Below are 24,165 nucleotides of genomic sequence, written 5' to 3' on the forward strand. Positions count from 1 at the left end.
TGGATATGAGCAGTGTTAACATCATCAGACCGAATATGATCACTGTCAACATTGATTTGCGATGACCAAGCCGCCTGCCAAAACGCCGTCCACGACACCGCCCTCCCAGGCCCAGGGCAGGCCCTATCACCACGGCGACTTGAAACGTGCGCTGATCGGGGCGGCGACCGGCCTGCTCGAGCAGGAGGGGGCGGAGGCGCTGTCGTTCCGGGCGGTCGCACGCGCGGCCGGAGTGTCGCAATCCGCGCCCTACAATCATTTCGCCGGCAAGGCGGACCTGCTCGCGACCATCGCGGAGGCCGGCTTCGTTGCCCTGGCCGCCGCGCAGACCGAGGCCGCGGCGCGCTGGCCGGCCGGGGAGGATCGGCTCACCGGCCTCGGCCTCGACTACATCCGTTTCGCAGTGAGGCAGCCGCAGCTCTACCGCCTGATGTTCGGCGTCGGGGTGAACGATTGGCACGCTCACCCCGACGTCTCCGCCGCGAAGCGGGCGACGTTTGCGCCTTTGCGCCAGGCTCTCGCGGAATTTCTCGGTTCAACTGCTCCGGCGGCAGCGCTCGAACAGGCCGCGGTGGCGGCCTGGGGGCTCGCGCATGGGCTGGCCATGCTCCGGATCGACGGCTCGCTCGCCGGCCATGACGGCGAGGCCGGGCCGGAAGAGGGGGCTTTGCGGCTGTTCGGGCGCGGGCTGCGCGCGGCCTGCGCAGCCGTCTCCTGAGCCGTGTTTGCTCAGCTCCGCCCTTCGCCTGCCGCCCACAGCGCGTCCAGCCCGGCGCGATAGGTCGGATAGGCGAACACCAGGCCAAGGTCCTGCTTGGCCCTGCTGTTCCGGATGCGGCGGTTGCTGGCGTAGAAGCTCTTCGCCATCGGCGACAGGTCGACGCTGTCGAACGGCAGCTCCGGCGGTGGCGCGATGCCCATCAGCTTTGCGGCGTAGGCGATGACGTCCTGCGGCGGCGCCGGCTCGTCGTCGACGATGTTCCAGGCGCCGCCGGTCTCGCGCCGGATCGCGCCCCAAATCGCGCCGGCGATGTCGTCGACGTGGATGCGGTTGAACACCTGGCCCGGCTTGACGATGCGCCGCGCGCGGCCGGCGCGCAGCTCGACCAGCGCGTTGCGGCCGGGACCGTAGATGCCGCCGAGCCGGAGCACCGCCAGCCGGTCGCCGATCCGGCTTTTCCACTCCTGCTCGACGCGGACGCGCGCCTGCACCCGGTCCTGCTCCGGCGCCAGCGGCGTGTCCTCGTCGATCCAGGCGCCCTGGTGGTCGCCATAAACGCCGACGGTGGAGAGATAGACGACGCGTGCGCGGCCCGACGTGATCGCATCCCCGAAATGCGTCAGCGCCGGATCATCGCCTGCGCCGGGCGGCGCCGAGATCAGCACGACATCCGCTTCGGCCGCCTTGGTCAGCGTCGCCGCGGCCGGCACCGTGCCGTCGAACAGATCGATGTCATGGGGCGCCAGTTGCGCGCGTGTCTCGGCGCTGCGCACCGTGCCGCCGATCCGTGCCAAGGCGCTGCCATGCATGGCGACGAAGCGCTGGACGCTATAGCCGAAGCCGATGACGAAGAGATTCATGCCTGCGCTGGACCGGAGCTGCTCGAATGGACTCGGACCCGAGTTAGCCGTCCCTGGGCGGCCAGTGCAAATCAAATGACGTGCCGTCTGCGACTGCGGCGGTGCTGACCTGCCGCCCTTGTCATGGCTCCCGTCATGGAACATGTCTTATGATCAGGCGACAGGAGATGGACTGCCCGATGAACTTCCATTCGATCTACCGCCATGGCTTTGCCCGCGTCGCCGCCTGCGTCACCGCATCCAGCGTCGCCAATCCGACCGCCAACGCGGCGGCGATCCTGGCGGCCGCACGCGCCTGCCACGACAACGGCGCGGCGGTCGCGGTCTTCCCCGAGTTGTGCCTGTCCGGCTACGCCATCGAGGACCTGGTCAAGCAGGATCCGCTGCTCGACGCCGTGCAACGTGGCCTGCTCACCCTGGTCGAGGCCTCGCACGATCTGATGCCGGTGCTGATCGTTGGCGCGCCGCTGCGCTTTGCGCACCGCGTCTACAATTGTGCCGTCGTGATCCATCGCGGCGAGGTGCTCGGCGTCATTCCGAAGAGCTATCTGCCGACCTATCGCGAGTTCTACGAAGCCCGCCACTTCGCCTCCGGCGCCGGCATCCGCGGCGAGATGATCGAGGTCGCCGAAACCATGGCGCCGTTCGGCACCGACCTGCTGTTCGCCGCCGCCGATGTCGCCGGCCTCGTGATCGGCGTCGAGATCTGCGAGGACATGTGGGTCCCGGTCACGCCCGCCTCCGAGCTCGCGCTCGCCGGTGCCACCGTGCTCGCCAATCTCTCCGGCAGTCCGATCACTGTCGGCCGCGCCGAGTCACGCTCGCTGCTGTGCCGCTCCACCTCCGCGCGCTGCCTCGCCGCCTACATCTACGCCGCCGCCGGTGTCGGTGAGTCCACCACCGATCTCGCCTGGGACGGCCAGACCTCGATCTTCGAGAACGGCGCGCTGCTCGCCGAGAGCGCGCGCTTCCGCCAGACCGGCCAGACCATCTTCGCTGACGTCGATCTCGACCTGCTGCGGCAGGAGCGCGCGCTGATGGGCACGTTTGACGACAATGCGCGCGCGCAAGACCAGGGCGTGCATTGGCGCCGCATCGGCTTCGAGCTGCAGCCGACGGAGGCCGACATCGGCTTCCGGCGCAGCATCGAGCGCTTTCCGTTCGTGCCGAGCGATCCCGCGCGGCTCGATCAGGACTGCTACGAGGCCTACAACATCCAGGTCGCCGGCCTGACGCAGCGGCTGCGCGCCACCGGCACCAAGCGCATCGTGATCGGCGTCTCCGGCGGCCTCGATTCCACGCATGCGCTGATCGTCGCCGCCAAGGCGATGGACCTGCTCGGCCTGCCGCGCACCAACATCCTCGCTTATACGATGCCGGGCTTCGCCACGGGCGCGCAGAGCAAGTCCTACGCGCATGCGCTGATGACGTCGCTCGAGGTCAGCGCCGCCGAGCTCGACATTCGCCCCGCGGCGACGCAGATGCTGAAGGACATCGGCCATCCCTTCGGCCGCGGCGAGGAGGTCTACGACGTCACCTTCGAGAACGTGCAGGCAGGCCTGCGCACCGATTATCTGTTCCGCCTGGCCAACGACCGCGGCGGGATCGTGCTCGGCACTGGCGATCTCTCCGAGCTGGCGCTCGGATGGTGTACCTATGGCGTCGGCGATCAGATGGCGCATTACAACGTCAATGCCGGCGTGCCGAAGACACTGATCCAGCATCTCATCCGCTGGGTCATCGCCTCGCATCAGTTCTCGGCCGATGTCGACCGCACCTTGGAAGCCGTGCTCTCCGCCGAGATCTCGCCGGAGCTTGTGCCGGTGAAGGAGGGCGAGACGCCGCAGAGCACGCAGGCCGCGATCGGCCCCTATGAGCTGCAGGACTTCAACCTGTTCTACACGCTGCGCTACGGCCTGCGCCCGTCGAAGATCGCCTTCATGGCGCATCACGCCTGGAAGAACGCGCGCGAGGGCGCCTGGCCGCCGCATTTCCCGGATGACAAGCGCAACGCCTATGCGCTCGGCGACATCAGGAAGTGGCTCGAGGTGTTCCTCAAGCGCTTCTTCGCCTTCAGCCAGTTCAAGCGCTCGGCGATGCCCAACGGCCCGAAGGTGGTGGCGGGCGGAGCGCTGTCCCCCCGCGGCGACTGGCGCGCGCCGTCCGACGGCAATGCCGCAGCGTGGCTGGAGGACCTGGAGAGCGTGCCGAAGTAGGGGCTGCGGTTTGGACGACGAGGCGCGATGTCTCAGCACGGGCAGTGCGCTCCCTCTCCCCGTTCTTACGGGGAGAGGGTCGGGGTGAGGGGCAGCCCCACGAGCAGACTTAGTTATGAGACCGGAGTCTCCTTCTGCAGCAAGAAATCTGCGATGTAGTCGACCTTCCGAAGCGTTTTCATCGCAATCGTGCCCCATGAACACCGCCGATGCCGCTGCCCCTCACCCCAACCCTCTCCCCGTGAAGAACGGGGAGAGGGAGCGCAGCGGCGCTCGCCGCGATGACGTCGCATCCCTCTGCCTTGCCCCGCGGCCCCGCTTGCCATACCGATAAGACGTCGCAGCGCGTCGTCTCGGAGCGCTGCAATTCTCTCGTCCAACGGAGTCTCCCATGAGCGTCACCGCCGCCGGCATTTCCTCGATGGCGACCCGGCAGATCCTCGCCGAGCTCGCGGCCGCCTATGAGGAGGCGACCGGGGAGGTGATCACCATCGAATCCGTCGGCGGCGTCGATGCCGCCAAGCGCATCCGCGCCGGCGAAGCGTTCGACTTCGCGGTGCTGGCCTCCGACGCGCTGCAGAAGCTCGAGGCCGACGGCCATCTGGTCGCCGGCAGCATCATCGAGATCGCGGAATCGCCGATGGCGATGGCGGTGCGCGCGGGCGCTGCAAAACCCGATCCGCTCGACGAGGCCGCCGTGCGCAAGGCGATGGAGACCGCCAAGGCGATCGGCATCTCCACCGGCCCGAGCGGCACCCATGTCCAGAAGCTCGCCCGCGACTGGGGCCTGGAGGGCGACGGCGCCTCGCGGCTGGTGCAGGCCAAGCCCGGAATTCCCGTGGCAAAACTCCTCGCCGATGGCGAGGTCGATGTCGGCTTCCAGCAGCTCAGCGAGATGCTCGGCGCCCCCGGCATCGACATCGTAGGCCTGCTGCCCGAAGCGCTGCAGCCGGGCACGGTGTTCGCAGCCGCGCTCTGCAAGGCCGGCGCGCACGCGGACGCCGCGCGCGCCTTCATCGAATACCTCGTCTCGGACGAGACCGCCGAGACAAAGCGCCAGCACGGCATGACCCCCGTGTGAGCCAGAGAGGACTGCCATGGTCTCCAGCGCGCCGCTGACTGCCAAGGCCCTGGAGCAGCTCGGGGCGCAGCGCCTCGCCGAGCTGCTGCTGGAGGTCGCCGAGCGCGATGCGGCGATCAAGCGGCGCCTGAAGCTCGAGGTCGCGACCCCGGCCAAGGTCGCAACCGAGCTGCGCAAGCGGATGACGCAGATCGCCCGCGCCACGACCTTCCTCGAGCGCAACAAGCTGCGCCCGCTGGCCGGCGATCTCGAGGCGCTGCGCGGCAGCATCACCAAGCAGGTCGCGGAACACGACGCATCGGCGGCGCTGGAGCTGATGTGGCAGTTCATGGATCTGGCGAACGGCGTCCTCAGCCGCTGTGACGACAGCGACGGCGTGCTTCACGACATCTTCTGCGCGGCCTGCGCCGATCTCGGCCCGCTGGCTGAGGCCGCCAAGGCCGATCCCATCGCCCTGGCCGACCGCGTCTTCATCGCTCTCGACCGCAATGCCTATGCACAATATGGCGATCTGATCGAGACGGTGGCCCCGGCGCTCGGCGAGCGCGGGCTTGCGCATCTCAAACAGCGCTTCGTCGAATTCGCCAAGACACCGGTCGAACGCCCCTCGCTAACCCAACGCAGGGCCGCGGGTTGGGGCAGCAGCGATGCCCGTTATGAGCAGGAGGCGGAGCAGCACCGCCGCAGCAGCAATTGCCGCGCAGCGTTGCTGGCCATCGCGGATGCGACCCATGACGTCGACCTCTACATCGCGCAATTCGACGAGGAGGAGAGCAGGCGGTCGGAGATCGCGGCCTATATCGCCCTGCGGCTGCTCTCGGCCGGGCGGGCCACGGAGGCGCTGCAGGTCCTCGACGCCGCCGAGCTTCGCAATCCGAGCCGTCCCGATCCGGATTGGGAGGATGCGCGCATCGAGGTGCTCGACGGCCTCGGACGTGGCGAGGAGGCGCAGGCCGCGCGCTGGGCCTGCTTTGCGCGCAGCCTCGACGCACGGCAGTTGCGCGCTCATCTCAAGCGCCTGCCGGACTTCGACGACGTCGAGGCCGAGCGGCGCGCGCTCGATCACGTCGAACAGTTCCCGCGATTGATATGGGCGCTCGACTTCCTGATCCGCTGGCCGGCGCTGGATCGCGCCGCGAAGCTCGTGCTGGCGCGCAGCCGCGAGCTGAACGGCGAGGCCTATCACGTGCTCGCCCCGGCCGCTGATGCGCTCGCCGGCAAGCATCCGCTTGCCGCCACGCTGCTGCTGCGCGCGATGATCGACGACACGCTGCAGGGCAGCCGCACCAGCCGCTATCGTCATGCCGCCCGCGATCTGCTCGAATGCAGCAGCCTCGCTGCGGTCATCGCGGATTTCGGCCCTGTCGAGCCGCACGCGGCCTATCTCGCGCGCCTGAAGTTCGAGCATGGCCGCAAGGCGAGCTTCTGGGACCTGATGAGTTGACGCGGAACGTTCGATCGCGTGATGTCGCAGCGATTGACCGCGATATCCTGCGGTTCCGCACGGTCGCCCAGAAAAAATGCGGTTCCGTGTCGTCTCGGCGCTAATCCACACGTCTTCCCGAAAGAGCCGGGTAGAACGGAGACGACCGATGAACGCATCTCGCTATCGCTGGGTGATCGTGGCGGCGGGAGGCGTGCTCGGCTGCGTCGCCGTCGGCGGCCTGTTCTCGCTGCCGGTGTTCCTCAAGCCGATGGCCGCCGCGACCGGCTGGTCGGTCGCGGGCATCTCCAGCGCGCTGACGATCGGCTTCCTGGCGATGGCCTGCACCAGCATGGCCTGGGGCACGCTGTCCGACCGCATCGGTCCGCGGCCCGTGCTGCTGATCGGCTCGACCCTGCTCGCGTTGAGTCTTCTGCTGGCCAGCCTGACATCATCGCTGCTGATGTTCCAACTGCTGTTCGGCCTGATCGCGGGCGTCGCGACCGCGGCGATCTTTCCGCCGGTCATGGCGACCGTCACCGGCTGGTTCGACACCCATCGCAGCCTCGCGGTCTCCCTGGTGTCGGCCGGCATGGGTGTGGCGCCGATGACGATGTCGCCGCTCGCGGCCTGGCTCGTCTCGACCTATGACTGGCGCACCGCAATGCAGTGCATCGCGGCCATCGTCGCCGCCATCATGATCCCGACCTCGCTGCTGGTCGGCCGCCCGCCTCTGTCCGCGCCCGGCGCCGTCCTCGCGGCTGGGCCTGACGCCGCGCCGGCCGAGATGACACGATCGGCGGCGCTGCGCTCGCCGCAGTTCCTCATCCTGCTCGCCACCAACTTCTTCTGCTGCGCAACGCATTCCGGCCCGATCATCCACACCGTCAGCTACGCCGTCACCTGCGGCATCCCGCTGATGGCGGCGGTGACGATCTACAGCATCGAGGGCCTTGCCGGCCTCGGCGGCCGCATCGCCTTCGGCCTGCTCGGCGACCGCTTCGGCGCCAAGCGCGTGCTCGTCCTCGGCCTGCTGGCGCAGGCGTTTGGCGCGCTCGCCTATGTCGCCGTGCGCGATCTCGCCGCGTTCTACGCGGTCGCCGCGGCCTTCGGCTTCCTCTATGCCGGCACCATGCCGCTCTACGCATCGATCGCGCGCGACAACTTTCCGCAGAGCATCATGGGCACGGTGATCGGCGGCACCGCGATGGCCGGCAGCCTGGGCATGGCGACCGGCCCGCTCGCCGGCGGCCTGATCTATGACAGCTTTGCCAGCTACACGTGGCTCTATGTCGGCTCCTGGGTGATGGGCCTCGGCGCCGTCCTGATGATGATGACGTTCAGGCCGTTCCCGAAAACGCAGCCGGCGGCGGCGCCGGTGCAGGCCACGGCGTGAGCCTGTTGCGAAGCAGCAATCGCCCGCTGCGCCACGACTAACAGCATTCCGTTCCTCATCAGGCAGATCCAGCGCACACCGACGCTTGATCGGTGATCCGGAACGCGGTCGTCAGCAGCGGGTTGGGCGAGCGTGTCGTTTCAACCCGATGGAGATCGGATCCATGAAGAAGACTCAGCTCGCCCTCGCCACGCTCGTCGCCCTCAGCTTCGCCGCCGCGCCGTTCGCCGCCGAAGCCAAGCACCACAAGAAGCATCAGTCGTCGATGTCGACGAACTCGTCGCAGACCACCGGCGCCAACATGCAGCCCGGCGGCGGCAACATGAAGTCCGGTCGCGATTCCACCTCGTCGAGCCAGGGCAATGTCGGCCCGGGCACGAACCAGGCGGGGAGCATGGGGAAGTAGTTGGCGCGATTGCGAGGCTCCCGTCGGATGGCTCTTTGCAGGAGCTGTCCGATCGGAGCTATCGTCCCAGTTCGTCTTCGACGATCGAGAGCACGACACGGTCGGCATCCTCAGTCTTGACGGCCCAGCGGTGGATCGGGCGTGGCGCGCCGGGAATGCGTTCCAGCCTTACGCTGCGCGCTTTGCCGCTGTCAGATAGAGGTCGATCACCTCGCCCGGAATGATCTCGTCCTCCGCACCGATGATGAGGGTGAAGCGGCCCTCGTATCTGCTGATCGCCGCGTAGGCCGGCGAGTCGCGATAGGAGCCCGGTCGTCTGAGCGCGTCGGTGAATGCAGGGCTGAAGGTGTTCGCCTCGGTGGCGGCGCCGTACGCCGCCGGACAGAACAGGACGAGATGTGACGGCTTCAGCTCTTCGCTGAGGCGCGACGCCAGATGCTCTCCCATGCTGGTCCCGATCAGGACCGGTGCTGTGGTCTAATCGAGCTCGACCGCCACGACCGACTCCTCGTGCATTCGCTTCGCGAAGCCCGACCCGCTCATCTTGCCCGAGCTGTCGCGATGTCCGGAGAAGTCGAACGGACGGTCCCCAGCCTAGCTTGACGAGATGCGCGGCGAGGTAGTCCATCCGTGTGAAGTTCTAGAGGCCAGCGCCGTGCAGCGACGGCACACGCGGCAGCGTTTCCTTCGCCGGAAGATCGATCGTCACGCGCAGGCGTTCCGAATCGGAGTGCAGGTCGAAGTCACGTGACAGTGCGGGCATCGGAGGAATCCTGATCGCGATGGCCAAAGCGGCTCGCAGAGGCCGGGTGGATCCGGGTCGAAGTTCGGCCCTCGTCGGCGCTGCCCGGTCAAGCTTCTGGAGCTGCCATCCCTCGCCCCGGTGTCGCACAGTACTCTACTTTTGATTGTTCCGCTATATCTTATCATCTAAAGTTTTCTTTGCCTGTGCCCGGCCGTTCGGACGCCGCCGTTCGAATCGAACAAGACAACGTTGTTCAGCGGGAGGAGCGACCCATGAAGGATCTCAGTCGATTGCGGCAGCAGGTGAGAGCAGCCTGGGCCAAGGTGCCACCGGAAAAAAAGCCGAAGCTGCAGCTGAAGATGCTCGACGCTCACAACCATGCTCTGGCGGCGCGGAGCAAGGCAGTCGCGGCCGTCTTGCGTCCGGCTCCTCGCGAACTCGCGGCATTGCACCGTCTGCTCAATGACGACCTCGACGGCGAAATGCTCGCGCCGGGCGCTGCGGCTCCGGCCGACTTCTTCACCAATGTTGGGCCGGATGGCCAGGTCTATTTCGGCGGCGTCGATTTTGACTCCACGGATCCCGGGTGGGCCTATTGCTTCCCGGCGATGGTGTTGACCGAAGGCTCGACGCCACCGTTCGCGGTCGGCAAAACAATTCAGATTCCGGACAGCGCCACGCTGGCCCTTCTCGGCGATTGGGGCGGAGCGAACCCGCCAGCCTTGGCGGTCGGTGCTGCCGCAAAGCTTTCCGATTACTTGATTCACCTCGGCGACGTCTACTATGCGGGCACCAACGGCGGCGACATTCTGGACCCCTACGAGTCGACGAACCTCGTCGACGTTTGGCCAGGCGCCGTCGGGAGATCGTTTACGCTCAACTCCAATCACGAAATGTATGCTCACGCCACCGGCTACGCCTCGGCTCTGGCTCAGGCACCGTTCTCGGCACAGGGCGGCAATTGCTTCGCGCTCTACAACAACTCGTTCCGCATCGTCGGTCTCGATTCCGCTTATTATGCACCGGACAACCAGCTCGAAGACTTCCCTGGTTACATGATCGGCAGCTTGGGCCCGGACGGCGGCCAGTTGCAGTTTCTGCAGCAGCAGATCTCTCAGCTCACGGCCGGGCAACGCCTGATCCTGCTCACGCACCACAACGGCTTGAACCTGGACGGGTCGATCCCGACGGCGGCTGACGATCCCTATTTGCTATGGCAGCAGGTGACACGGTGCTTGCAACAGCTCCCGGCTGCCGCCAGCCAAAGCGTCTTGTGGTACTGGGGCCATGTGCATGCGGGCGCGGTGTACAGACCTCAATCGATCAATGGGATCACCATCTATCCGCGGTGCTGTGGGCATGGTTGCATCCCTTGGGGTGTCGCCTCCGATCTGAGCCAATCCAACAACGTGCTCTGGTTCGAAAGCCAGGTTGTGGGACCGGGCGAAAGCTATTTCGTTACCAATGGCTACGCCACCTTGAAGCTCAACGGCGCGTCACTGACGGAGTCGTTCTGGAATCAGAAAGGCGAGCTGTCCTGGTCGACACCGCCAGCGGCGTGAGGCTCTGCGAAAGGAGCTTGGTCCCCATAGAAGCAGCCTGCAAGGCAGCAGGTGAGTGAACTGCGCCGGACGGCCAATTTCGCTCGCTGCGGCAATCGCTCGCCTCCGTTCAAGAGCTTCCTGCAAAAATATTCCACTACTATTTTTCCGAAAATCATGTTCTACTCCCTGCATTCCGCCTCGATGCAGAGGGCGTACGCGTCGTCACGATACGTGGAGGTGGGCTGCGATGGACGTGGATGCGGCGCCGGACGAGCGCTCGTGTCGCGGACGGAGAAGTCGTGTGGTCCCGGCCTCCCGGTGCTGAGGTCAAGTCCGTGTCGTTGCTCGACGGCAGGCGCGGGCGATGGGGGCAAAAAGCCGGTCCCCAAGGAGAGCACGAAGGACACCGTTAAAACCAGCGCGCAGGGAGGGTCGGGTCTGTCCGGCTGGACCTGTGGTACCTGCCGCCTGCATTTTTTCCGCAGGCGGGCCACGGGCCTCAGTCGAGGTCCGGCTCTCCCTGCGCCTCTGATGTGTTTCGAGGCGTGCGACGGATGCATCGCTCGGGCTGAACAAGCCGCGAGAGTGCGTGCGCATGTGTGGAGCGACCGTGTGGTTGACGGCGCGTGGCTGTTTGACAGTGTTGATCCGAGATGCGAGAGCGCGGCTCAAGCGAGACTTGGGGGGCTCAAACGTCCGGCTTCGCCAAGAGGCTTCGCCGGACACGCTTCGCCCTGCGGGCTCCTGCGCGGCTGCGCCACGCGTAGCCCGCAGGGCGAAGCGTGGTGCCCCTGGCCGGAATCGAACCAGCACTCCTTGCGGAACTCGATTTTGAGTCGAGCGCGTCTACCAGTTCCGCCACAGGGGCATTCGCGATGGACCCTGTGCAGGAACCAGCGAAGCGGGCCGGACTATAGCGGGCGGCGGGGCGGGGTCAACCCGCACGGACGTGATGGCGTCTCATCTCGACAGCTTTCGCGGGCCGGAGTAGGAGCCGGAACGGCGCCGGCGCGAGGCCGGCGACATGTGCGAGGGACCGATGACCCAGACCTCCGTGATGGCCCACCCGGCGGCCGGGCGCATCAGCCCCGCCGTGACCGCCGCCCTGCTCGCGGCCGGCATCTCCGCGGCCGCGCTGGCCGGCGCCTGGTACATGCAGCTGGTCTGGGGCCTGCAGCCCTGCGAGCTCTGCCTCAAGCAGCGCTGGGCCTATTACGCGATCGTGCCGCTCGGGCTGGTCATTGCGCTGGCCGCGAGAGGCGGCGCGCCACGCGTGCTCGTGCTCGCCGGCCTCGGCCTGATCGCGCTGGCGGCGCTCGGCAATGCCGGGCTCGGCGTCTACCATTCCGGCGTCGAATGGGGCTTCTGGCCGGGGCCGACCGAATGCACCGGGCCGATCGGCAATCTCGGCAGCGCCGGCACGCTGCTGGATCGGCTGGACAGCGTCCATGTCGTGCGCTGCGACGAGGTGCAATTCCGCTTCCTCGGCCTCTCGCTGGCCGGCTACAGCGTGCTGATCTCGCTCTTCATCGCCGCGATCGCGGGCTGGGGCCTCACCCGCAAGACGGCTGCCGCCTAATCGTCGACGTCCTCCTGCGGCCGTCCGAACAGATGGACGATACCGGGGGTGGCGATGGTGACGAAGACGAAGCGCGAGAGGTGATGCGCGCCGACGAAGATCGGGTCGATGTGCAGGGTCAGCGCCAGCGCCATCATGGCGTCCATCGCGCCGGGCGCGAAGGCGACGATGGTGTCGGAAAAGCGCACATGCGTCGTCAGCACGATCACGGTCACGAAGGCGGCGGAGATCGCCACCGCGATCGCGAACGAGCCGAGCGCGGCCCTGAGATGTCCGACCAGGGTCTTGACCCGCATCCGCGCGAAGCGGCTGCCGATCAGGGCGCCGATGCCGATCAGCGCCACGCCTCGCATCCAGTCCGGCAGGCCGCCTTCGACGAGGCCAGTGCCGTGCAGGACGCCGCTGGCAACCATCGCGCCGAACAGCCAGCTCGCCGGAAACTTGATCAGCTGCATCAGCATGGCGGCGACCAGCGAGGCCACCAGCAGCACGAGCAGGCCGAGCGGCGAGGCGACGCTCTGGTCGAGCGAGACCGGCGCCGCCGGCGCAACGCCGGCGATGGCCAGAACCAGCGGCAGCGCTGCGGTCAGGATGATGACGCGCAGCGTCTGCACCACCGCGATCGCCGGCAGATCGGCGCCGCGTTCGACCGCGAGCAGCGTGATCTGCGACAGCGCGCCGGGGCTGCCGGCGAGCAGCGCCGAGGTGCGGTCCCAGCCGTGGACGTGCTGCAGATACAGGCTGGAGCCGAAGGTCGAGCAGAACGTCGCGAGCGCCAGCAGGCCGATCGTCACCGGATAGGCGCTGACATGGGTGATCAGTTCGCGCGAGACGATCGCGCCGATGGAGATGCCGAGCAGCAGCAGGATCGTCTGGGTCAGGATCGGCGGCATCGCCAGCGGGCGGCCGGCGATGGCGGCAATCCCGGTCGCGATCATCGCGCCCGAGATCAGGCCGCCCGGCAGATGGGCGAACAGGAAGATCAGGCCGCCGGCGGTGCCGAGCGCGAGCGTCTCGAGCGCGCTCAAGGTCTTGGCGCGGTCCGGCAGCTCGAAGGGGAGGGAGGAGATGATCTGGCGCACGCTGGGCTATATGCCAAAGCCTGCGTTGCGGAACAATGAACGCGGCCGCCGAGGGGCCATGCGCGCGCGGCCGCCGTCCCGATCATTTCGGCTTGTCGGGCGCTGCCGGAGCCGCGGGAGCCGAAGCCGGCGCTGTGAGTGCCGCCGCCTTCTCCTGCTTGCAGGCGGAGCGGAATTTGCCGCGGGCCTTGCCGCGGAAGATGCCCTGTTCGTCGGCTTCCTTCGAGCAGGCCATCGAGATCGTCCGGCGCGTGGTCTTGTCGAGGGTCGAGAACTTGTCGGTGGCGGCGTCGGGACGGTTTGGCAGCGTCAATCCAGGTTGCGACCAGGCGGGACCCGCGGCCAACAGGGTGGCGATGGCGGCGGCTGCGAGCGCCGCGCGGGCAGTGAATTTCATGCAGAAGTCCTCGATTGAAACGGTCCGGCGCGATGTCCGGCGATGCTGAACCCGGTGTGAATGGAATGATCCGGATCGTCGCGCGAGGCAAATTATATTTTCGCGACGCCACGCTCCCGCCTGCTTTGTCGTGCGCGGGCGGCTCGCTAGTATCATAGTCCCATTCAACATGCTCCACAGGGAGATCTGGGATGAGTTTTCACGCAAAATCGTTGGTTGCTCCGTCGCTCGCTGCACTGGCCGCGATCGGCCTCGCGACGTTCGCCGCCGCGCCGGCGCAGGCGCTGACGGCGCAGGAATGCAGCGCCAAGTACAAGCAGGCGAAGGACGCCGGCACGCTGAACGGCCAGAAGTGGAACGACTTCCGCAAGGCCCAGTGCGGCAGCGACGCCACCGCCGCGGCACCGGCCGCTGCTCCGGCGGCACCCGCTGCCGAGGCGAAGCCCGCCAAGGAGGCCAAGTCGGCCGCCAAGGAGGAAGCGGCTCCGGCGCCGAGCGGCCCGGCCGTGTTCCCGACTGCGGTCGATCAGAAATACGCCAAGGAAAAACCGGGCACGGCCCGCATGCATACGTGCGTCGATCAGTACAACGCCAACAAGGCCACCAACGCCAATGGCGGCTTGAAGTGGATCCAGAAGGGCGGCGGCTACTTCAGCGAATGCACCAAGAAGCTGAAGGGCGCGGCCTGAGCCGACGCAGCGCAGCATCTTCACTGGCCGGAGGCGTGACGCCTCCGGCCGCTTCTCCGAATCGCAACGGCATTGCTGCTCCGGTGAATTTGGGGCTTGCCTTGATGGCCGGGACATGAATCTGCTCCGGCCATGATCTCTGCTCTTCAAGGCGTGCTCGGTCTGTTGTGCGGCGCGATGGTCGGGTTTTCGCTCGGCCTCGTCGGCGGCGGCGGCTCGGTGCTGGCGGTGCCGCTGATGGTCTATGTCGTCGGCGTGCCGGAGCCGCACATCGCGATCGGATCCAGCGCCATCGCGGTCGCCACCAATGCCGCGATCAACCTCGCCAATCACGCGCGCGGGGGCACCGTGATCTGGCCGATCGCGGCGCTGTTCGCGGCGGCCGGCATCGTCGGCGCCTTCACCGGCTCGCTGCTCGGCAAGATGGTCGACGGTCAGAAGCTGCTGGCGCTGTTCGCGCTGGTGATGATGGTGATCGCGCTCCTGATGCTGAAGACGCGCGCGCGCATCGGCATCCCCGACGTCAAGATGAGCATGGCCAATGTGCCGGCGATCCTCGGCTTCGGTCTCGCCACCGGCACGCTGTCCGGCTTCTTCGGCATCGGCGGCGGCTTCCTGATCGTGCCGGCGCTGATGGCGGCGACGGGCATGCCGATCATGAATGCAGTGAGTTCGTCGCTGGTCGCGGTGACCACGTTCGGTCTCACCACGGCGGCGAGCTATGCGTGGTCCGGCCTGGTCGCCTGGGATCTTGCCGGACTGTTCATCGCTGGCGGTATCGCCGGGGGCCTTGCCGGCACCCGGCTGGCGCGCCATCTCTCGGAGCGGCGCGGCGCGCTGAACATCGTGTTTTCGGTCGTGATCGCAGCGGTGGCGCTGTATATGCTGACCCGCAGCCTGCTGCACATCTGGAGCTGATTTGATGACACGCCGCATGTCGGACGACACTTCGCTGACCGCCAGCCGGCGCGGCGTCCTCCAACTCCTTGGTGCGGCCGCCGCGCTGGCGTCGTGGCCGGGCATGGCCCGCGCCCAGGGAGCCGACGAGCCTGACGAAGCCTCGGTGCTGCGCGATCCCGATGCGCCGGTGCTCGGCAATGCCGCCGGCGACATCGCGATCGTCGAATGGTTCGACTACAATTGCCCGTATTGCCGCAAGCTCGACCCCGAGCTGCAGCAGGTCGTGCACGACGACGGCAAGGTGCGCTGGGTGCTGAAGGAATGGCCGATCCTGGGCCCGGCCTCGGTCGCTGCGGCGCGGATGGCGCTGGCCTGCAAATATCAGGACAAATACGCGAAGGCGCATGAGGCGCTGATCGGCACCAGCTCGAAGCTGACGGAGTCGCGCATCGATGAGCTGCTCGCGGAGGGCGGCATCGACGTCGATCGCGCCAAGCGCGACCTCTCCGCCAATAGCAAGGCGATCGACGCGATGCTCGCCCGCAACGACAGCCAGGCGCGTGGCCTGCGTTTCCGTGGCACGCCGTCCTTCATCGTCGGCAAGTTCAGGGTCCCCGGCGTGCTGACGATGGCGCAGTTCGAGCAGGTCATCGCCGACGCACGCAAGGCCAAGGCGGCGAACTGATTGGACACGCAAAAGGCGCCCCGACCGGAGTCGAGGCGCCTGTCAGATAAGGATCGGTCGTGCTGATTACTTCGACGAGATGCGCACCCAGTCGTCATGCGCGCGGGTCTTCAGCGAATTCCAGCTGTCCGAGGCGACGTCCCAGTTCACGATCGTCCGGCGCGTCTGCGCCGAGGCGCCGTTGGCGACTTCAGACGTCTGCATCGAATCATGGATATAGACGCCGAACCCGAGAAGGAGCGCGCCAAGGATCATTCCCACGAACGTCCGCATAGTCATGTTCTCCAGTGTGACGGCCGATAACGCCGCCGTCCAGGCTTGGTTCCGCCGTCGCGGCGGAAGGTTCAAGCCGGACCTGACAAACTAACTGCGAGGTTTTTCGGGACGGGAATCCGGCATCGCCGTGACGAGATTGAGTGCTTTCAACTCGTCCGGCTTGAATGTGAACAGCTGGTCATGTGGCGTCTCCATCGCGTGCACCCAGACCTTGAGATCGATCCCCATGTCGGCGAGATGACGCTGGCAGCGCGCGGAGACGTTCTGGGCCACGCTCATGTCGTCGCCGGACCGCACTGTTGCGGCGGAAGGGACCGCGGCAATCTGATGCACGCCGATGACCGCCTTCTCGCCGGCGCGGCGCTCGACGCCGCCGGCGAACATGAGCGGACAGGACGAGGCGCAGTATTTCCCTGCCTCCACCTCGGTCGCGAACTTCTTCGTTCGGATCAGGCGCCCCATCGCGAGCGCGTCGGCGACCGAGCCGCCCGGCGAGTTCAGCACCACCGTCTTGATATACTCGCCGTAGCGCTCGACCGTGTCGGCAAAGGCGCGCGCGCTGCCCGGCGTGATCGTGCCGGTCGCGTAGAGGCGGCCCGCACCACGCAGCTCGAATGTGATCGGTTGCTGCAGGGCGCGATCGCCTTGCGGCAGCGGCATCAGCCGCTTCATCAGCGGCGCCAGAACGGAAGGGGTATCCGTCGGCGTGTCCGCCGGCTCGCGCTGAACGTCGAGCTGAGGCGGGGCCGCATCGGGGAGTGCGTGCGGCGCATTCATCTCGAGCAGGTCCGCGGCCAGCACTGCGACGGTCACGACGACAATGCTGCGGAACACCCAGCGCAGGATGCTCTCGTCCGGATTGCCGGCGAGCCAGGCGTGAACGCGCTGGTTCAGGGCGGAGGCCACGCAACTACTTCCCGATCCGTGCCGACGACAAAGTGGTGACGTTCTCGTCGGCCGCGTTGGCTGTCGCGGGCTGCGGCTCGGCAGGCGGCGCAACCGCCGGCTCGCCCGGCCCGACGACCGGCCGCGCCTCCGCTGCGCGCCGCGCGTCTTCGACTTCGCGCGCGATCTGCAGCGCCGTGACGAGATCGCTCGCCGTCAGGCTCGACGCGCTCACGGCCGGCAGGCCCTCGCGGCGGATGGCGGCATGGACGACGCACAGGATCAGCACGAGGACCGCCGGCATCAGGTCGATCGAGATCGCGCCGGCCCAGCTCGGGATGAAGTCGCCGGCGTAGCGCAGCACGGCCTCGGCGGGGGACAGCGACTGGAACCTCGTCGGCTCGATGCGGGGCAGGGCCAGGATCTTGTCGGCGGCATCCGCGAGCGAGGCGGCCTGCGTCGCGATCGCGCCCTCCACCTTGCCGACCACGGCGGTCTGCCGCTCCGCGAGATCGCCGCTGCGTCCCCCTGCGGCAGGCGCGATGAAGCCGGCCGTGAGCGAGGTCGCGGCGCGCTTGACCGCGGGCGCCACCGACGTCTGCTGCAGATTGGCGATCACGCCCATCAAGGTCAGCGACTCCGTGGCGAAGGCGTCGCTGCGTGTCGCGATCGGGCCGCGGTCGGAGATCAGCTCGCGCATCTTGGCGAGGCTCTTGCTGCCCTGCTCGTACAGCGCGGAGACGCGCTTGCCGGAGTCCTGCACCTGCTGCCCCAGGCCATCGAGCTGCGTCGACATCTGCGTCAGCAGCTGGACCACGGTGCCGGAGCCCGAGGTGCCGGTGAGCGAGCCGGCGCGCTCGGCGTCGGCAAGCTTGGCGAAGCGCGAGGAGGCGAGCTGGATGTCCGGCAGCAGGCTCTGTGCCGCGATCGCCTGGCTGTTGGCACGATCGAGATCGCGCGTGTAGTTCTGCACCGTGATGGCGAGATGCTGCTGGATGGCGGCGGCGCCGGCCAGCGCCGAAGCATTCAGCCAGGACGACATTGCGACGATCATCAGCGAGCCCAGCAGCATGCAGCCGCCCATCAGCAGCCGGCCCATCAGGCTGGTCACATGCGGCATGAACTGCATCATGAACACCCAGAAGGCGTAGATGCCGACGGAGACCGCGACCGAATAGATCACTGCGGCGAAGAACACCGTCGTGGGACTGCCGTTGAGCAGCTCGCGGACGCCGAGATAGGTGTAGACGCCGGCAGCCAGCGCCAGGATCGCGGTCGTGAGCTTGAGCGTGACCTCGAGGCGGTTCACGCCGTCGGCGAGCACGACGGACGTGGCGGAGCGGGCAGACGAGACTTGCGCAACGGACGCGGCAGGCGAGGGCATAAGCGGACCTTTGGCGGCCTCATGACCGCCCCTGTGCAGCGCCCCCGCTGTATGGCTAGGCTGCTATCAATGAGAACAAAATCCGCCGAGATTGTGTCCCCGGCATTACCGATCGGCCATGTCGGGCGCAGCGCGCCTCAGCGCATCAGCCAGCGCAGCAGCTCGACATTGGCTTCGCGCGGGTAGCAATGGCTGAGATCGTCGATCTCGCGATAGATCAACTCAGCGCCCGATTTGGCCAGCGCATCGCGCGTGTGCCGCGCGATCTCGACCGGGAACATCCAGTCGAGCCGGCCGTGCACGATCTGGATCGGCAGGCCGCGCAGGCGATCGCGATCGGCGATCTGCGCCATCAGAGGATGGAACGTCGCGGCCACCGGCGCGAGGTGGGTGAAGGGCGAGCCGGCCTGCAGTCCGCTGACATAGCAGAAGGTGCCGCCGTCACTCATTCCGGTCAGCAACATGCGGGCGGGATCGACGGCGACGCGGCTGCGTACGAGATCGAGGATGCGGATCAGGTTCGGCGTATCGGCGTCCTCGCCCATCAGAGCCCAGGTCGGCCCCGTCGCGGTCGGCGCCACCAGGATGGCGCCGAGGCTGCGCGCAGCACGCATCCAGGCCCAGAGAAAATCACGGCCGTTGGCGCTGCCGCCATGCAGCGCCATCACCAGCGGCCAGGCGCGATCAGCCGTGTAGTACTCCGGCACATACAGCGAAAAGCCGCCGCGATTGCCGATCTCGTTGTGATCGTGAAACACGGCGTCCTTGCCGGCGGAGGTCGCCAGCAGCTGCCGTAGCGCGTCGTTCGCGCCGATAGCCGGTTCGAGGAAGAATTCGCTCAGGGGCGGCAGTGTCGCCGCAAGCGGGAACAGCGCCTCGAGGGCGCGCGGCAGCTGGCGAAGGGCCCTGAACACGTCGACGAGATCGCCTTGTCCGCCCTGCACCGCGCGCAGGCCCGCGAACGACATCAGCGCCGCATCGGCTGCGGTATCGAAGGCGATCCGGATGTGGGAAAAGTCCGCCGGCCATGACGTCAGATGCGCGCGCGCGACCTGCAGCGCGTGGTCGGGATCACCGATCTCTGACATCACGCGGTCGAAGTCCGGCGGGTTCAGGTAGCGGGCGACGTAGGACAGGGCTTCGAGCGACTGCAGCAGTGGCGGCAACACGATGAGAATGTCATCCACCACGGCATCCGTCATGCAGGTCTCCTGGATCCAGCGGGGCAGGTCGTCTCACCCACGGGCAATCATCATCTCGGCACGCCGCTCGTCGCGCGATGCGGCAATGTCGTGACGCGGCTCGCCCAAGTCAACACGCGCGCGAAGGCTGTCAGCGTTTGCTGATGAATTGAGCCGACGCAGGAGGCTTCATGTCGAAGTTGTGGCCGAACTGCGGCGGGATGTGCCGCGCGACGCGCCTGCCCGCTCAGTGCAGCCGCGGCGCCTTCAAGAGCTTGGCGCGATCGGTCGAGGCGATGGTGACGTCGAAGGTGACGCCCTCATGATGCACCGTCAGCGGCACATCGACCCCGGCTGCGCCGAGCGCCCAGAGCTTGCGATAGAATTCGCTCTGGCTCGTGACCTTGTCGCCGTTGATGCCGAGGATCACGTCCCCGGCCTTGAGCTCGGCGCGCGCCGCCGGTCCGTTGTCGGAGACGCCGATCACGACGACGCGGTCCTCGACCTCGGTCGCGTACATGCCAAGCCAGGGACGGGCCGGCTTGTTGACGCGGCCGAAGCGGCGCAGGTCATCGATGATCGGCTTCAGCAGATCGATCGGCACCACCATGTTGACGTGCTCGGCCTTGGCATCGCGCTCGCGCTCGAGCTGCAGTGAGCCGATCCCGATCAATTCACCCTTCGCCGAGATCAGTCCGGTGCCGCCCCAGTTCGGATGCGCGGGATGGGTGAAGATCGCCTCGTCCAGCAGATACTCCCAATAGCCCGCGAATTCCTGCTTGGCGATGATCTGGCTTGCCACCGAGCGCGTCCGGCCGCCGGCGCCGCCGAGCACGACATGGTCGCCGATCTTCGTCTCGGCCGACGATCCGAGCGGCAGCGCCGGCAGATCCAGCTGTCCCAGCGCCTGCACCAGGCCGAAGCCGGTCGTGAAGTCGAAGCCGAGCACATGACCTTGCACTACCCGGCCATCATTGAGGTGCAGCCAGACCGACTCCGCTTCGGTGATCAGATAGCCGATGGTCAGCACCAGCCCGTCGTCGATGACGACGGCGTTGCCGGCGCGCTCGGTGCCCAGCGTTTCCGCGCTGAAGGCATCCGGCGGGATGATGGCATGCAGGCCCACGATCGAGGACAAGACGTGGTCGAGGTCGTACTGATAGTCTTCGGCACGAGGCTGGAAGGCAAACGGCACTTTCCATTCGGTCAAAGAAGGCATTTCGTTCTCCTGCCAGTCGACCCTCCCCGGAGGGAGCGTCGACCAGGCGTCTGTTCTGTGTCGCGTGACCGCCTCAGCGTGACCGCGAGCTTAACATCTTTGCGCGGCGGCGCCAGTTCCAGGGGCGTCCGCCCGAGTGTCGGAAAACCCAGCGCCCGCCACGCGGTGACTAGAGGCGTCCGCAGCGCTTGCCCATGATCGGCCAGACCAGCCAGGCGCCGGCAGCGTAGAGGCTGCCGATCGTCGTGGCCCCCGGCCGTGCCGAGACGTGGAAACGCCCGGCATCGAGCAAGGCTCCATCGGAGGCGACGATTGCGGGAATCATGCGGTCCGACGGGCCGAAGACGACGACGGCCTCGGGCTTGATCAGCAGCGTCATGGCGGCCATGCCGGCAAACCACGCCACGGCGACCGCCGCCGCGCCCATGACGGGGACGGAGCGGGCCGGCTGGGACCGATCAATAGTCGTAGGCATGCTCGAACGTATATCCGGCGGCGTCGAAACGGGCGATGTCCTGAACCAGCGACCGGACCGGCACGTCGACGCCGATGCGGCGCGCGCCGGGACGGGACTGGACCGGGACACTGAATATAGGCAGCCCGTCGAAAGCTGCCAGCCGGCCGTCGCCGGGCGGAATGACGATGGTCACCAGGATGCGGTGGTTGCCGGCGACCTCGCCGAACGCGGCGCCGGGATGCCGTCCGAGCTCCCGCGCGAAGGCGTCGAACTTGGCGTAGCGCTCGGTCTCGACCAGCACGCCCTTGCCGCCCTTGCTGTCGGTGACCTCGCGGATCACCTTCACGCCGGGGATGGCGGCCAGCTCGGCCGCAGGCAGGCCGGTAACGACGCTCCGGATCGTCAGGACGGCCGGATCGTATCCCGCAGCATAGCCGATGATCGCGGCGTAGGCGGCCCGTCCCGCATATTGCAGGCTGAGGGAGAACCGGCGCTCGACCGAGCGCAGCGATGGCACGAAGGGTGTCTCGCGCCAGAACTGATGGAGCTTGGCGGCGAAGGGATAGCGATACCACGGCGTCTGATAGAGAAACGCCGCGTAGTCCTTCAGCAAAGCGAGGTTGAACGCGTCCTCCGCTGTCTTGACGCCTTCGGTGGTCTCCGCGCTGAGCGCGCCGATGGTCTTCTCATAGCCGCCCTGCAGCGCCATCTCGGCGGTGAAGCTGAAGCCAATGACGTAGTTGGTGAGCTTCTGGTCCGATGTCGCGGGACCGGATCCCGCCGCCTGGCGTGTCGCCCGGCACAGGCTGCGCCAGAAACCGCTGATGCTCGTCAGGTAATGGAATTGCGACTCGGAGCTCTGGCCGGTGACATCGGCGAGATCGCGATAGGCGTGGACGATGTACCATTCGGGGAAGGTCAGGAAGCTGTCGCCCTGCGAACGGGCGTAGCCGGGATCGGTGATTCCGTAGTCCGAAGTCACGGCGGGGGTCGGCACGTCCGCCGTGCACACCGTCTCCACGGTGGCCACGGTGGTCGCGATGCCGATCGCGGCGGCCGCGGCGAGGGCACCGAAAAGAACCAGGGCTTTGCGACGCAGGCTCATGCGATGGCGGCCTGCCTGCGCCAGGGCGACCAGCCGACAGCTATACCGATCGCGCCCAGCGCGAGATGCGGCAGGCTGGAGAGCAGCTTCACCAGCCAGGACGTGTTGCGGATGCCGTCGATGATGATGGACAGATCGAGATAGCCGGAGCCGGTGAACACACCCATCACGCCGTCGAGGAAATACAGCGAGCCGAAGACGCGCAGGAAGAAGATGGCGCTGCGGCGGGACAGCATCGCGCCGAGCGCCCACAGGCCGGAGGCGACATGCAGCGCGTCCTTGTAGATGTCGAGCTGAAACAGGCCGAAGACGCGGCCCTGCGCATCGATGAAGGCGGGGATGTAGTCGGTCGCCGCGGCGAACAGCAGCGCCACGGCGAGCGCGAGGGCTGCGATGCGATAGCGGTCCAGGGAGAATCCGTCGGCTGAGGTCGTCATGCGAAATAGGCGTCCCACATCGCGTTGCGGAACAGAAGGTTCGGATCATAGTGCCGCTTGGCGGCGACGAAGCGCGCAACGGCCGGATAGGCCTTCTCGACCTGGTCGCGGCGCGCATGCAGACGATACGGCAGATAGAACGCGCCGCCAATCGCGGTGATGCGGTCGATGAGGGCTTCCGTCGTGCGCAGCATGTCGACCTCGCCCTCCGGCGAGGTGACTTGCGAGAACGACATCACCGCCGCGATGCGGCGCACCGGCGCGATGGTCAGCGCCGGCGTCTTGTCCTCGGCGACGTAACGCAGGGTGACGTTGAGGAATTCCGCGCGCGCCTTCGGGATGATCTCGCGGCAGGCGGTGAGGAACTCGCCGAACCGCTCGGGCGCGACGAAGTATTCATGCAGAATGTCGGTGCGGTGCATGTCCTTCTGCGCGAGGTTCGCGACCGGCTCGGCCATCAGCGAGTTGCGCGTGTAGTGGCTGTCGGAGATGGCGGGGCCGAGCCGCGTCTCCATGAACCAGCGCAGACCCTTGGCGACCTCCCAGCCGGTCTGCGCGCGATAGATCGTGTTCGCGACGCCGGTCAGCTTGCCCGAGCTCGCCACCGGCGGCAGCGTCGCGGGCGCATCCGGCGCGGGGCGGAAGCTGACGAGCAGCGCGTCATCGAAGAATGCCTTGCGCGACACCGACATCCGGCCATAGGCCATCTTCACGTTGGGATCGCCATCGATGCTGCGCGTGAACGCCTCCGCGAACGTCTCCGGCGCCATGCGCTCGAAGCGCGGCTCCAGCAGCACGTTCGGCACCATCTCGACCTCGAGGTCGACGATGATCCCGAACAGGCCATAGCCGCCCATGGCAAGGCCGAACAGCTCGGCATTCTCGGTGCGCGAGCACTGCACCAGCGTGCCGTCGGCGAGCAGCATGCGGATCGATTTCACCGTCGACCCGAACGGGCCGTACGGCACCGGCCATCCATGGGCGTTGACGCTGAACGTGCTGCCGACGCCGAAATCGCTGTTGGACTGCATCACGGCGGGCGAGAAGCCCTTGGCGTCGAGCGTGGCGATGACGTCCCACCAGCGGTTGCCGGCGGCGGTACGATAGGTCCGTGCCGCCGTGTCGAGCTCGATGGCGCCGCCGTCGAGCGTGATGGCGGTGCCGTCGCGTGGCAGGCTCTGGCCGCCCATCGAATGCCGGGCGACGGCGGCGGTCACCGGCCGCTTCGCGGCGGCAGCCTCCTTCAGCTCCGCGCGCAGCCGCGCGATGAGATCGTCGGTTGCTGGCTTCGAAATCACGACATGCTTGGCGACGGGCGTCGGGTTAAGCCGGCTGGCGTCGTTGAGGATTGTGCGCGGCTCGGCGCGCGCCCCCGGCATCCGCGCCAGGGGCAGCGCCGCAGCCGTGGCTGCGGTGCCGAGAAACCGTCGTCGTGAGATCATGGCGTGCGCACTCCTGACTGATTGGGAGTCTACGCCAGCATCGTAAACGTTCGAA

The 24,165-nt window shown here is 67.3% G+C and carries 25 protein-coding genes and 1 tRNA gene; 11 read left to right on the forward strand and 15 right to left on the reverse strand.

Going from position 1 to position 24,165, the window contains the following annotated elements:
* The first annotated feature begins 61 nt into the window (after nucleotides 1-61).
* A complete protein-coding gene (locus ACQR1L_RS20830; protein WP_434859788.1) occupies nucleotides 62-718 on the forward strand; it encodes a TetR/AcrR family transcriptional regulator in 657 nt (218 codons plus the stop codon).
* A gap of 11 nt (nucleotides 719-729) precedes the next feature.
* Here the strand turns inward: ACQR1L_RS20830 and ACQR1L_RS20835 are convergent, their stop codons facing one another.
* On the reverse strand, nucleotides 730-1,581 hold the full coding sequence (locus ACQR1L_RS20835) for an SDR family oxidoreductase (protein ID WP_434859789.1): 852 nt from the start codon (nucleotides 1,579-1,581) through the stop codon (nucleotides 730-732).
* Between the two features lie 179 nt (nucleotides 1,582-1,760).
* On the opposite strand from ACQR1L_RS20835, the gene ACQR1L_RS20840 reads away from it, so the two are divergent.
* The 5 genes from ACQR1L_RS20840 to ACQR1L_RS20860 all read left to right on the forward strand — a co-directional run bounded on the left by ACQR1L_RS20840 (nucleotide 1,761) and on the right by ACQR1L_RS20860 (nucleotide 8,103).
* Nucleotides 1,761-3,797 carry an NAD(+) synthase gene (locus ACQR1L_RS20840; RefSeq protein ID WP_434859790.1) on the forward strand — a complete coding sequence of 679 codons (2,037 nt, stop codon included), beginning with the start codon at nucleotides 1,761-1,763 and terminating at the stop codon, nucleotides 3,795-3,797.
* Nucleotides 3,798-4,188: 391 nt separating this feature from the next.
* Complete coding sequence (locus ACQR1L_RS20845) at nucleotides 4,189-4,878, forward strand: substrate-binding domain-containing protein (protein ID WP_434859791.1); 690 nt, start codon at nucleotides 4,189-4,191, stop codon at nucleotides 4,876-4,878.
* Nucleotides 4,879-4,894: 16 nt separating this feature from the next.
* On the forward strand, nucleotides 4,895-6,322 hold the full coding sequence (locus ACQR1L_RS20850) for a DUF6880 family protein (protein WP_434859792.1): 1,428 nt from the start codon (nucleotides 4,895-4,897) through the stop codon (nucleotides 6,320-6,322).
* 148 nt (nucleotides 6,323-6,470) lie between these two features.
* Nucleotides 6,471-7,697, forward strand: coding sequence for an MFS transporter (locus tag ACQR1L_RS20855; RefSeq protein WP_434859793.1), 1,227 nt, complete (start codon nucleotides 6,471-6,473; stop codon nucleotides 7,695-7,697).
* 163 nt (nucleotides 7,698-7,860) lie between these two features.
* Nucleotides 7,861-8,103 (forward strand): hypothetical protein, encoded by a 243-nt coding sequence (locus tag ACQR1L_RS20860; RefSeq protein ID WP_434859794.1) that lies wholly within the window; start codon nucleotides 7,861-7,863, stop codon nucleotides 8,101-8,103.
* Between the two features lie 168 nt (nucleotides 8,104-8,271).
* Here ACQR1L_RS20860 and ACQR1L_RS20865 read toward each other — a convergent pair whose 3' ends face one another.
* Nucleotides 8,272-8,550 (reverse strand): hypothetical protein, encoded by a 279-nt coding sequence (locus tag ACQR1L_RS20865; protein WP_434859795.1) that lies wholly within the window; start codon nucleotides 8,548-8,550, stop codon nucleotides 8,272-8,274.
* 193 nt (nucleotides 8,551-8,743) lie between these two features.
* Nucleotides 8,744-8,866 (reverse strand): hypothetical protein, encoded by a 123-nt coding sequence (locus tag ACQR1L_RS20870; protein WP_434859796.1) that lies wholly within the window; start codon nucleotides 8,864-8,866, stop codon nucleotides 8,744-8,746.
* Nucleotides 8,867-9,120: 254 nt separating this feature from the next.
* On the opposite strand from ACQR1L_RS20870, the gene ACQR1L_RS20875 reads away from it, so the two are divergent.
* On the forward strand, nucleotides 9,121-10,410 hold the full coding sequence (locus tag ACQR1L_RS20875; RefSeq protein ID WP_434859797.1) for a hypothetical protein: 1,290 nt from the start codon (nucleotides 9,121-9,123) through the stop codon (nucleotides 10,408-10,410).
* Between the two features lie 765 nt (nucleotides 10,411-11,175).
* Here the strand turns inward: ACQR1L_RS20875 and ACQR1L_RS20880 are convergent.
* A tRNA-Leu gene (locus ACQR1L_RS20880) sits at nucleotides 11,176-11,260 on the reverse strand.
* A 171-nt stretch (nucleotides 11,261-11,431) separates the two neighbouring features.
* Between ACQR1L_RS20880 and ACQR1L_RS20885 the strand changes: the two genes are divergently transcribed.
* The gene (locus tag ACQR1L_RS20885; protein ID WP_434859798.1) at nucleotides 11,432-11,971 is read left to right on the forward strand and encodes a disulfide bond formation protein B; all 540 of its coding nucleotides are present in this window, start codon (nucleotides 11,432-11,434) and stop codon (nucleotides 11,969-11,971) included.
* Here the strand turns inward: ACQR1L_RS20885 and ACQR1L_RS20890 are convergent.
* Nucleotides 11,968-13,053, reverse strand: coding sequence for an AbrB family transcriptional regulator (locus ACQR1L_RS20890; RefSeq protein ID WP_434859799.1), 1,086 nt, complete (start codon nucleotides 13,051-13,053; stop codon nucleotides 11,968-11,970). The two genes, ACQR1L_RS20885 and ACQR1L_RS20890, sit on opposite strands and share 4 nt — an antisense overlap.
* An 82-nt stretch (nucleotides 13,054-13,135) precedes the next feature.
* Complete coding sequence (locus tag ACQR1L_RS20895) at nucleotides 13,136-13,450, reverse strand: hypothetical protein (RefSeq protein ID WP_434859800.1); 315 nt, start codon at nucleotides 13,448-13,450, stop codon at nucleotides 13,136-13,138.
* Nucleotides 13,451-13,641: 191 nt separating this feature from the next.
* On the opposite strand from ACQR1L_RS20895, the gene ACQR1L_RS20900 reads away from it, so the two are divergent.
* The 3 genes from ACQR1L_RS20900 to ACQR1L_RS20910 all read left to right on the forward strand — a co-directional run bounded on the left by ACQR1L_RS20900 (nucleotide 13,642) and on the right by ACQR1L_RS20910 (nucleotide 15,724).
* Nucleotides 13,642-14,139, forward strand: coding sequence for a hypothetical protein (locus tag ACQR1L_RS20900; protein WP_434859801.1), 498 nt, complete (start codon nucleotides 13,642-13,644; stop codon nucleotides 14,137-14,139).
* Nucleotides 14,140-14,271: 132 nt separating this feature from the next.
* Nucleotides 14,272-15,057: a sulfite exporter TauE/SafE family protein gene (locus ACQR1L_RS20905; RefSeq protein WP_434859802.1), complete on the forward strand. Its 786-nt coding sequence runs from the start codon at nucleotides 14,272-14,274 to the stop codon at nucleotides 15,055-15,057.
* Between the two features lie 4 nt (nucleotides 15,058-15,061).
* Complete coding sequence (locus ACQR1L_RS20910; RefSeq protein WP_434859803.1) at nucleotides 15,062-15,724, forward strand: DsbA family protein; 663 nt, start codon at nucleotides 15,062-15,064, stop codon at nucleotides 15,722-15,724.
* 66 nt (nucleotides 15,725-15,790) lie between these two features.
* Here the strand turns inward: ACQR1L_RS20910 and ACQR1L_RS20915 are convergent, their stop codons facing one another.
* From ACQR1L_RS20915 to ACQR1L_RS20955, 9 genes are all read right to left on the reverse strand, one after another.
* On the reverse strand, nucleotides 15,791-15,997 hold the full coding sequence (locus ACQR1L_RS20915; RefSeq protein ID WP_434859804.1) for a hypothetical protein: 207 nt from the start codon (nucleotides 15,995-15,997) through the stop codon (nucleotides 15,791-15,793).
* A gap of 90 nt (nucleotides 15,998-16,087) precedes the next feature.
* Entirely contained in the window at nucleotides 16,088-16,906 is an 819-nt protein-coding gene (locus ACQR1L_RS20920) for a hypothetical protein (RefSeq protein WP_434859805.1), read from the reverse strand.
* A 4-nt stretch (nucleotides 16,907-16,910) separates the two neighbouring features.
* Complete coding sequence (locus ACQR1L_RS20925) at nucleotides 16,911-18,269, reverse strand: hypothetical protein (protein ID WP_434859806.1); 1,359 nt, start codon at nucleotides 18,267-18,269, stop codon at nucleotides 16,911-16,913.
* 137 nt (nucleotides 18,270-18,406) lie between these two features.
* Nucleotides 18,407-19,471 (reverse strand): phospholipase, encoded by a 1,065-nt coding sequence (locus ACQR1L_RS20930; protein ID WP_434859807.1) that lies wholly within the window; start codon nucleotides 19,469-19,471, stop codon nucleotides 18,407-18,409.
* Nucleotides 19,472-19,697: 226 nt separating this feature from the next.
* Nucleotides 19,698-20,669, reverse strand: a complete 972-nt coding sequence (locus ACQR1L_RS20935; RefSeq protein WP_434859808.1) for a S1C family serine protease — start codon at nucleotides 20,667-20,669, stop codon at nucleotides 19,698-19,700.
* Between the two features lie 169 nt (nucleotides 20,670-20,838).
* Nucleotides 20,839-21,144, reverse strand: coding sequence for a hypothetical protein (locus ACQR1L_RS20940; protein WP_434859809.1), 306 nt, complete (start codon nucleotides 21,142-21,144; stop codon nucleotides 20,839-20,841).
* On the reverse strand, nucleotides 21,128-22,231 hold the full coding sequence (locus ACQR1L_RS20945; protein ID WP_434859810.1) for a hypothetical protein: 1,104 nt from the start codon (nucleotides 22,229-22,231) through the stop codon (nucleotides 21,128-21,130). Before ACQR1L_RS20945 ends, ACQR1L_RS20940 begins: the two co-directional genes overlap by 17 nt.
* Nucleotides 22,228-22,668 carry a DUF4383 domain-containing protein gene (locus ACQR1L_RS20950; protein ID WP_434859811.1) on the reverse strand — a complete coding sequence of 147 codons (441 nt, stop codon included), beginning with the start codon at nucleotides 22,666-22,668 and terminating at the stop codon, nucleotides 22,228-22,230. The genes ACQR1L_RS20945 and ACQR1L_RS20950 overlap by 4 nt, the downstream gene beginning before the upstream one ends.
* Nucleotides 22,665-24,110, reverse strand: coding sequence for an FAD-binding oxidoreductase (locus ACQR1L_RS20955; RefSeq protein ID WP_434859812.1), 1,446 nt, complete (start codon nucleotides 24,108-24,110; stop codon nucleotides 22,665-22,667). Before ACQR1L_RS20955 ends, ACQR1L_RS20950 begins: the two co-directional genes overlap by 4 nt.
* Nucleotides 24,111-24,165 lie beyond the last annotated feature (55 nt).

Source organism: Bradyrhizobium sp. HKCCYLR20261 (assembly GCF_051168435.1).
Lineage (GTDB): Bacteria > Pseudomonadota > Alphaproteobacteria > Rhizobiales > Xanthobacteraceae > Bradyrhizobium.

What these genes read in the sequence shown, in the direction of transcription:
- ACQR1L_RS20900 (WP_434859801.1), top strand. Translation starts at nt 13,642, where the DNA reads ATGAGTTTTCACGCAAAATCGTTGGTTGCTCCGTCGCTCGCTGCACTG.
- ACQR1L_RS20850 (WP_434859792.1), top strand. Translation starts at nt 4,895, where the DNA reads ATGGTCTCCAGCGCGCCGCTGACTGCCAAGGCCCTGGAGCAGCTCGGG.
- ACQR1L_RS20905 (WP_434859802.1), top strand. Translation starts at nt 14,272, where the DNA reads ATGATCTCTGCTCTTCAAGGCGTGCTCGGTCTGTTGTGCGGCGCGATG.
- ACQR1L_RS20925 (WP_434859806.1), bottom strand. Translation starts at nt 18,269, where the DNA reads ATGCCCTCGCCTGCCGCGTCCGTTGCGCAAGTCTCGTCTGCCCGCTCC.
- ACQR1L_RS20955 (WP_434859812.1), bottom strand. Translation starts at nt 24,110, where the DNA reads ATGATCTCACGACGACGGTTTCTCGGCACCGCAGCCACGGCTGCGGCG.
- ACQR1L_RS20875 (WP_434859797.1), top strand. Translation starts at nt 9,121, where the DNA reads ATGAAGGATCTCAGTCGATTGCGGCAGCAGGTGAGAGCAGCCTGGGCC.
- ACQR1L_RS20935 (WP_434859808.1), bottom strand. Translation starts at nt 20,669, where the DNA reads ATGCCTTCTTTGACCGAATGGAAAGTGCCGTTTGCCTTCCAGCCTCGT.
- ACQR1L_RS20885 (WP_434859798.1), top strand. Translation starts at nt 11,432, where the DNA reads ATGACCCAGACCTCCGTGATGGCCCACCCGGCGGCCGGGCGCATCAGC.
- ACQR1L_RS20895 (WP_434859800.1), bottom strand. Translation starts at nt 13,450, where the DNA reads ATGAAATTCACTGCCCGCGCGGCGCTCGCAGCCGCCGCCATCGCCACC.
- ACQR1L_RS20915 (WP_434859804.1), bottom strand. Translation starts at nt 15,997, where the DNA reads ATGCGGACGTTCGTGGGAATGATCCTTGGCGCGCTCCTTCTCGGGTTC.
- ACQR1L_RS20855 (WP_434859793.1), top strand. Translation starts at nt 6,471, where the DNA reads ATGAACGCATCTCGCTATCGCTGGGTGATCGTGGCGGCGGGAGGCGTG.
- ACQR1L_RS20870 (WP_434859796.1), bottom strand. Translation starts at nt 8,866, where the DNA reads ATGCCCGCACTGTCACGTGACTTCGACCTGCACTCCGATTCGGAACGC.
- ACQR1L_RS20945 (WP_434859810.1), bottom strand. Translation starts at nt 22,231, where the DNA reads ATGAGCCTGCGTCGCAAAGCCCTGGTTCTTTTCGGTGCCCTCGCCGCG.
- ACQR1L_RS20830 (WP_434859788.1), top strand. Translation starts at nt 62, where the DNA reads ATGACCAAGCCGCCTGCCAAAACGCCGTCCACGACACCGCCCTCCCAG.
- ACQR1L_RS20835 (WP_434859789.1), bottom strand. Translation starts at nt 1,581, where the DNA reads ATGAATCTCTTCGTCATCGGCTTCGGCTATAGCGTCCAGCGCTTCGTC.
- ACQR1L_RS20950 (WP_434859811.1), bottom strand. Translation starts at nt 22,668, where the DNA reads ATGACGACCTCAGCCGACGGATTCTCCCTGGACCGCTATCGCATCGCA.
- ACQR1L_RS20940 (WP_434859809.1), bottom strand. Translation starts at nt 21,144, where the DNA reads ATGCCTACGACTATTGATCGGTCCCAGCCGGCCCGCTCCGTCCCCGTC.
- ACQR1L_RS20910 (WP_434859803.1), top strand. Translation starts at nt 15,062, where the DNA reads ATGACACGCCGCATGTCGGACGACACTTCGCTGACCGCCAGCCGGCGC.
- ACQR1L_RS20840 (WP_434859790.1), top strand. Translation starts at nt 1,761, where the DNA reads ATGAACTTCCATTCGATCTACCGCCATGGCTTTGCCCGCGTCGCCGCC.
- ACQR1L_RS20845 (WP_434859791.1), top strand. Translation starts at nt 4,189, where the DNA reads ATGAGCGTCACCGCCGCCGGCATTTCCTCGATGGCGACCCGGCAGATC.
- ACQR1L_RS20865 (WP_434859795.1), bottom strand. Translation starts at nt 8,550, where the DNA reads ATGGGAGAGCATCTGGCGTCGCGCCTCAGCGAAGAGCTGAAGCCGTCA.
- ACQR1L_RS20930 (WP_434859807.1), bottom strand. Translation starts at nt 19,471, where the DNA reads ATGACGGATGCCGTGGTGGATGACATTCTCATCGTGTTGCCGCCACTG.
- ACQR1L_RS20860 (WP_434859794.1), top strand. Translation starts at nt 7,861, where the DNA reads ATGAAGAAGACTCAGCTCGCCCTCGCCACGCTCGTCGCCCTCAGCTTC.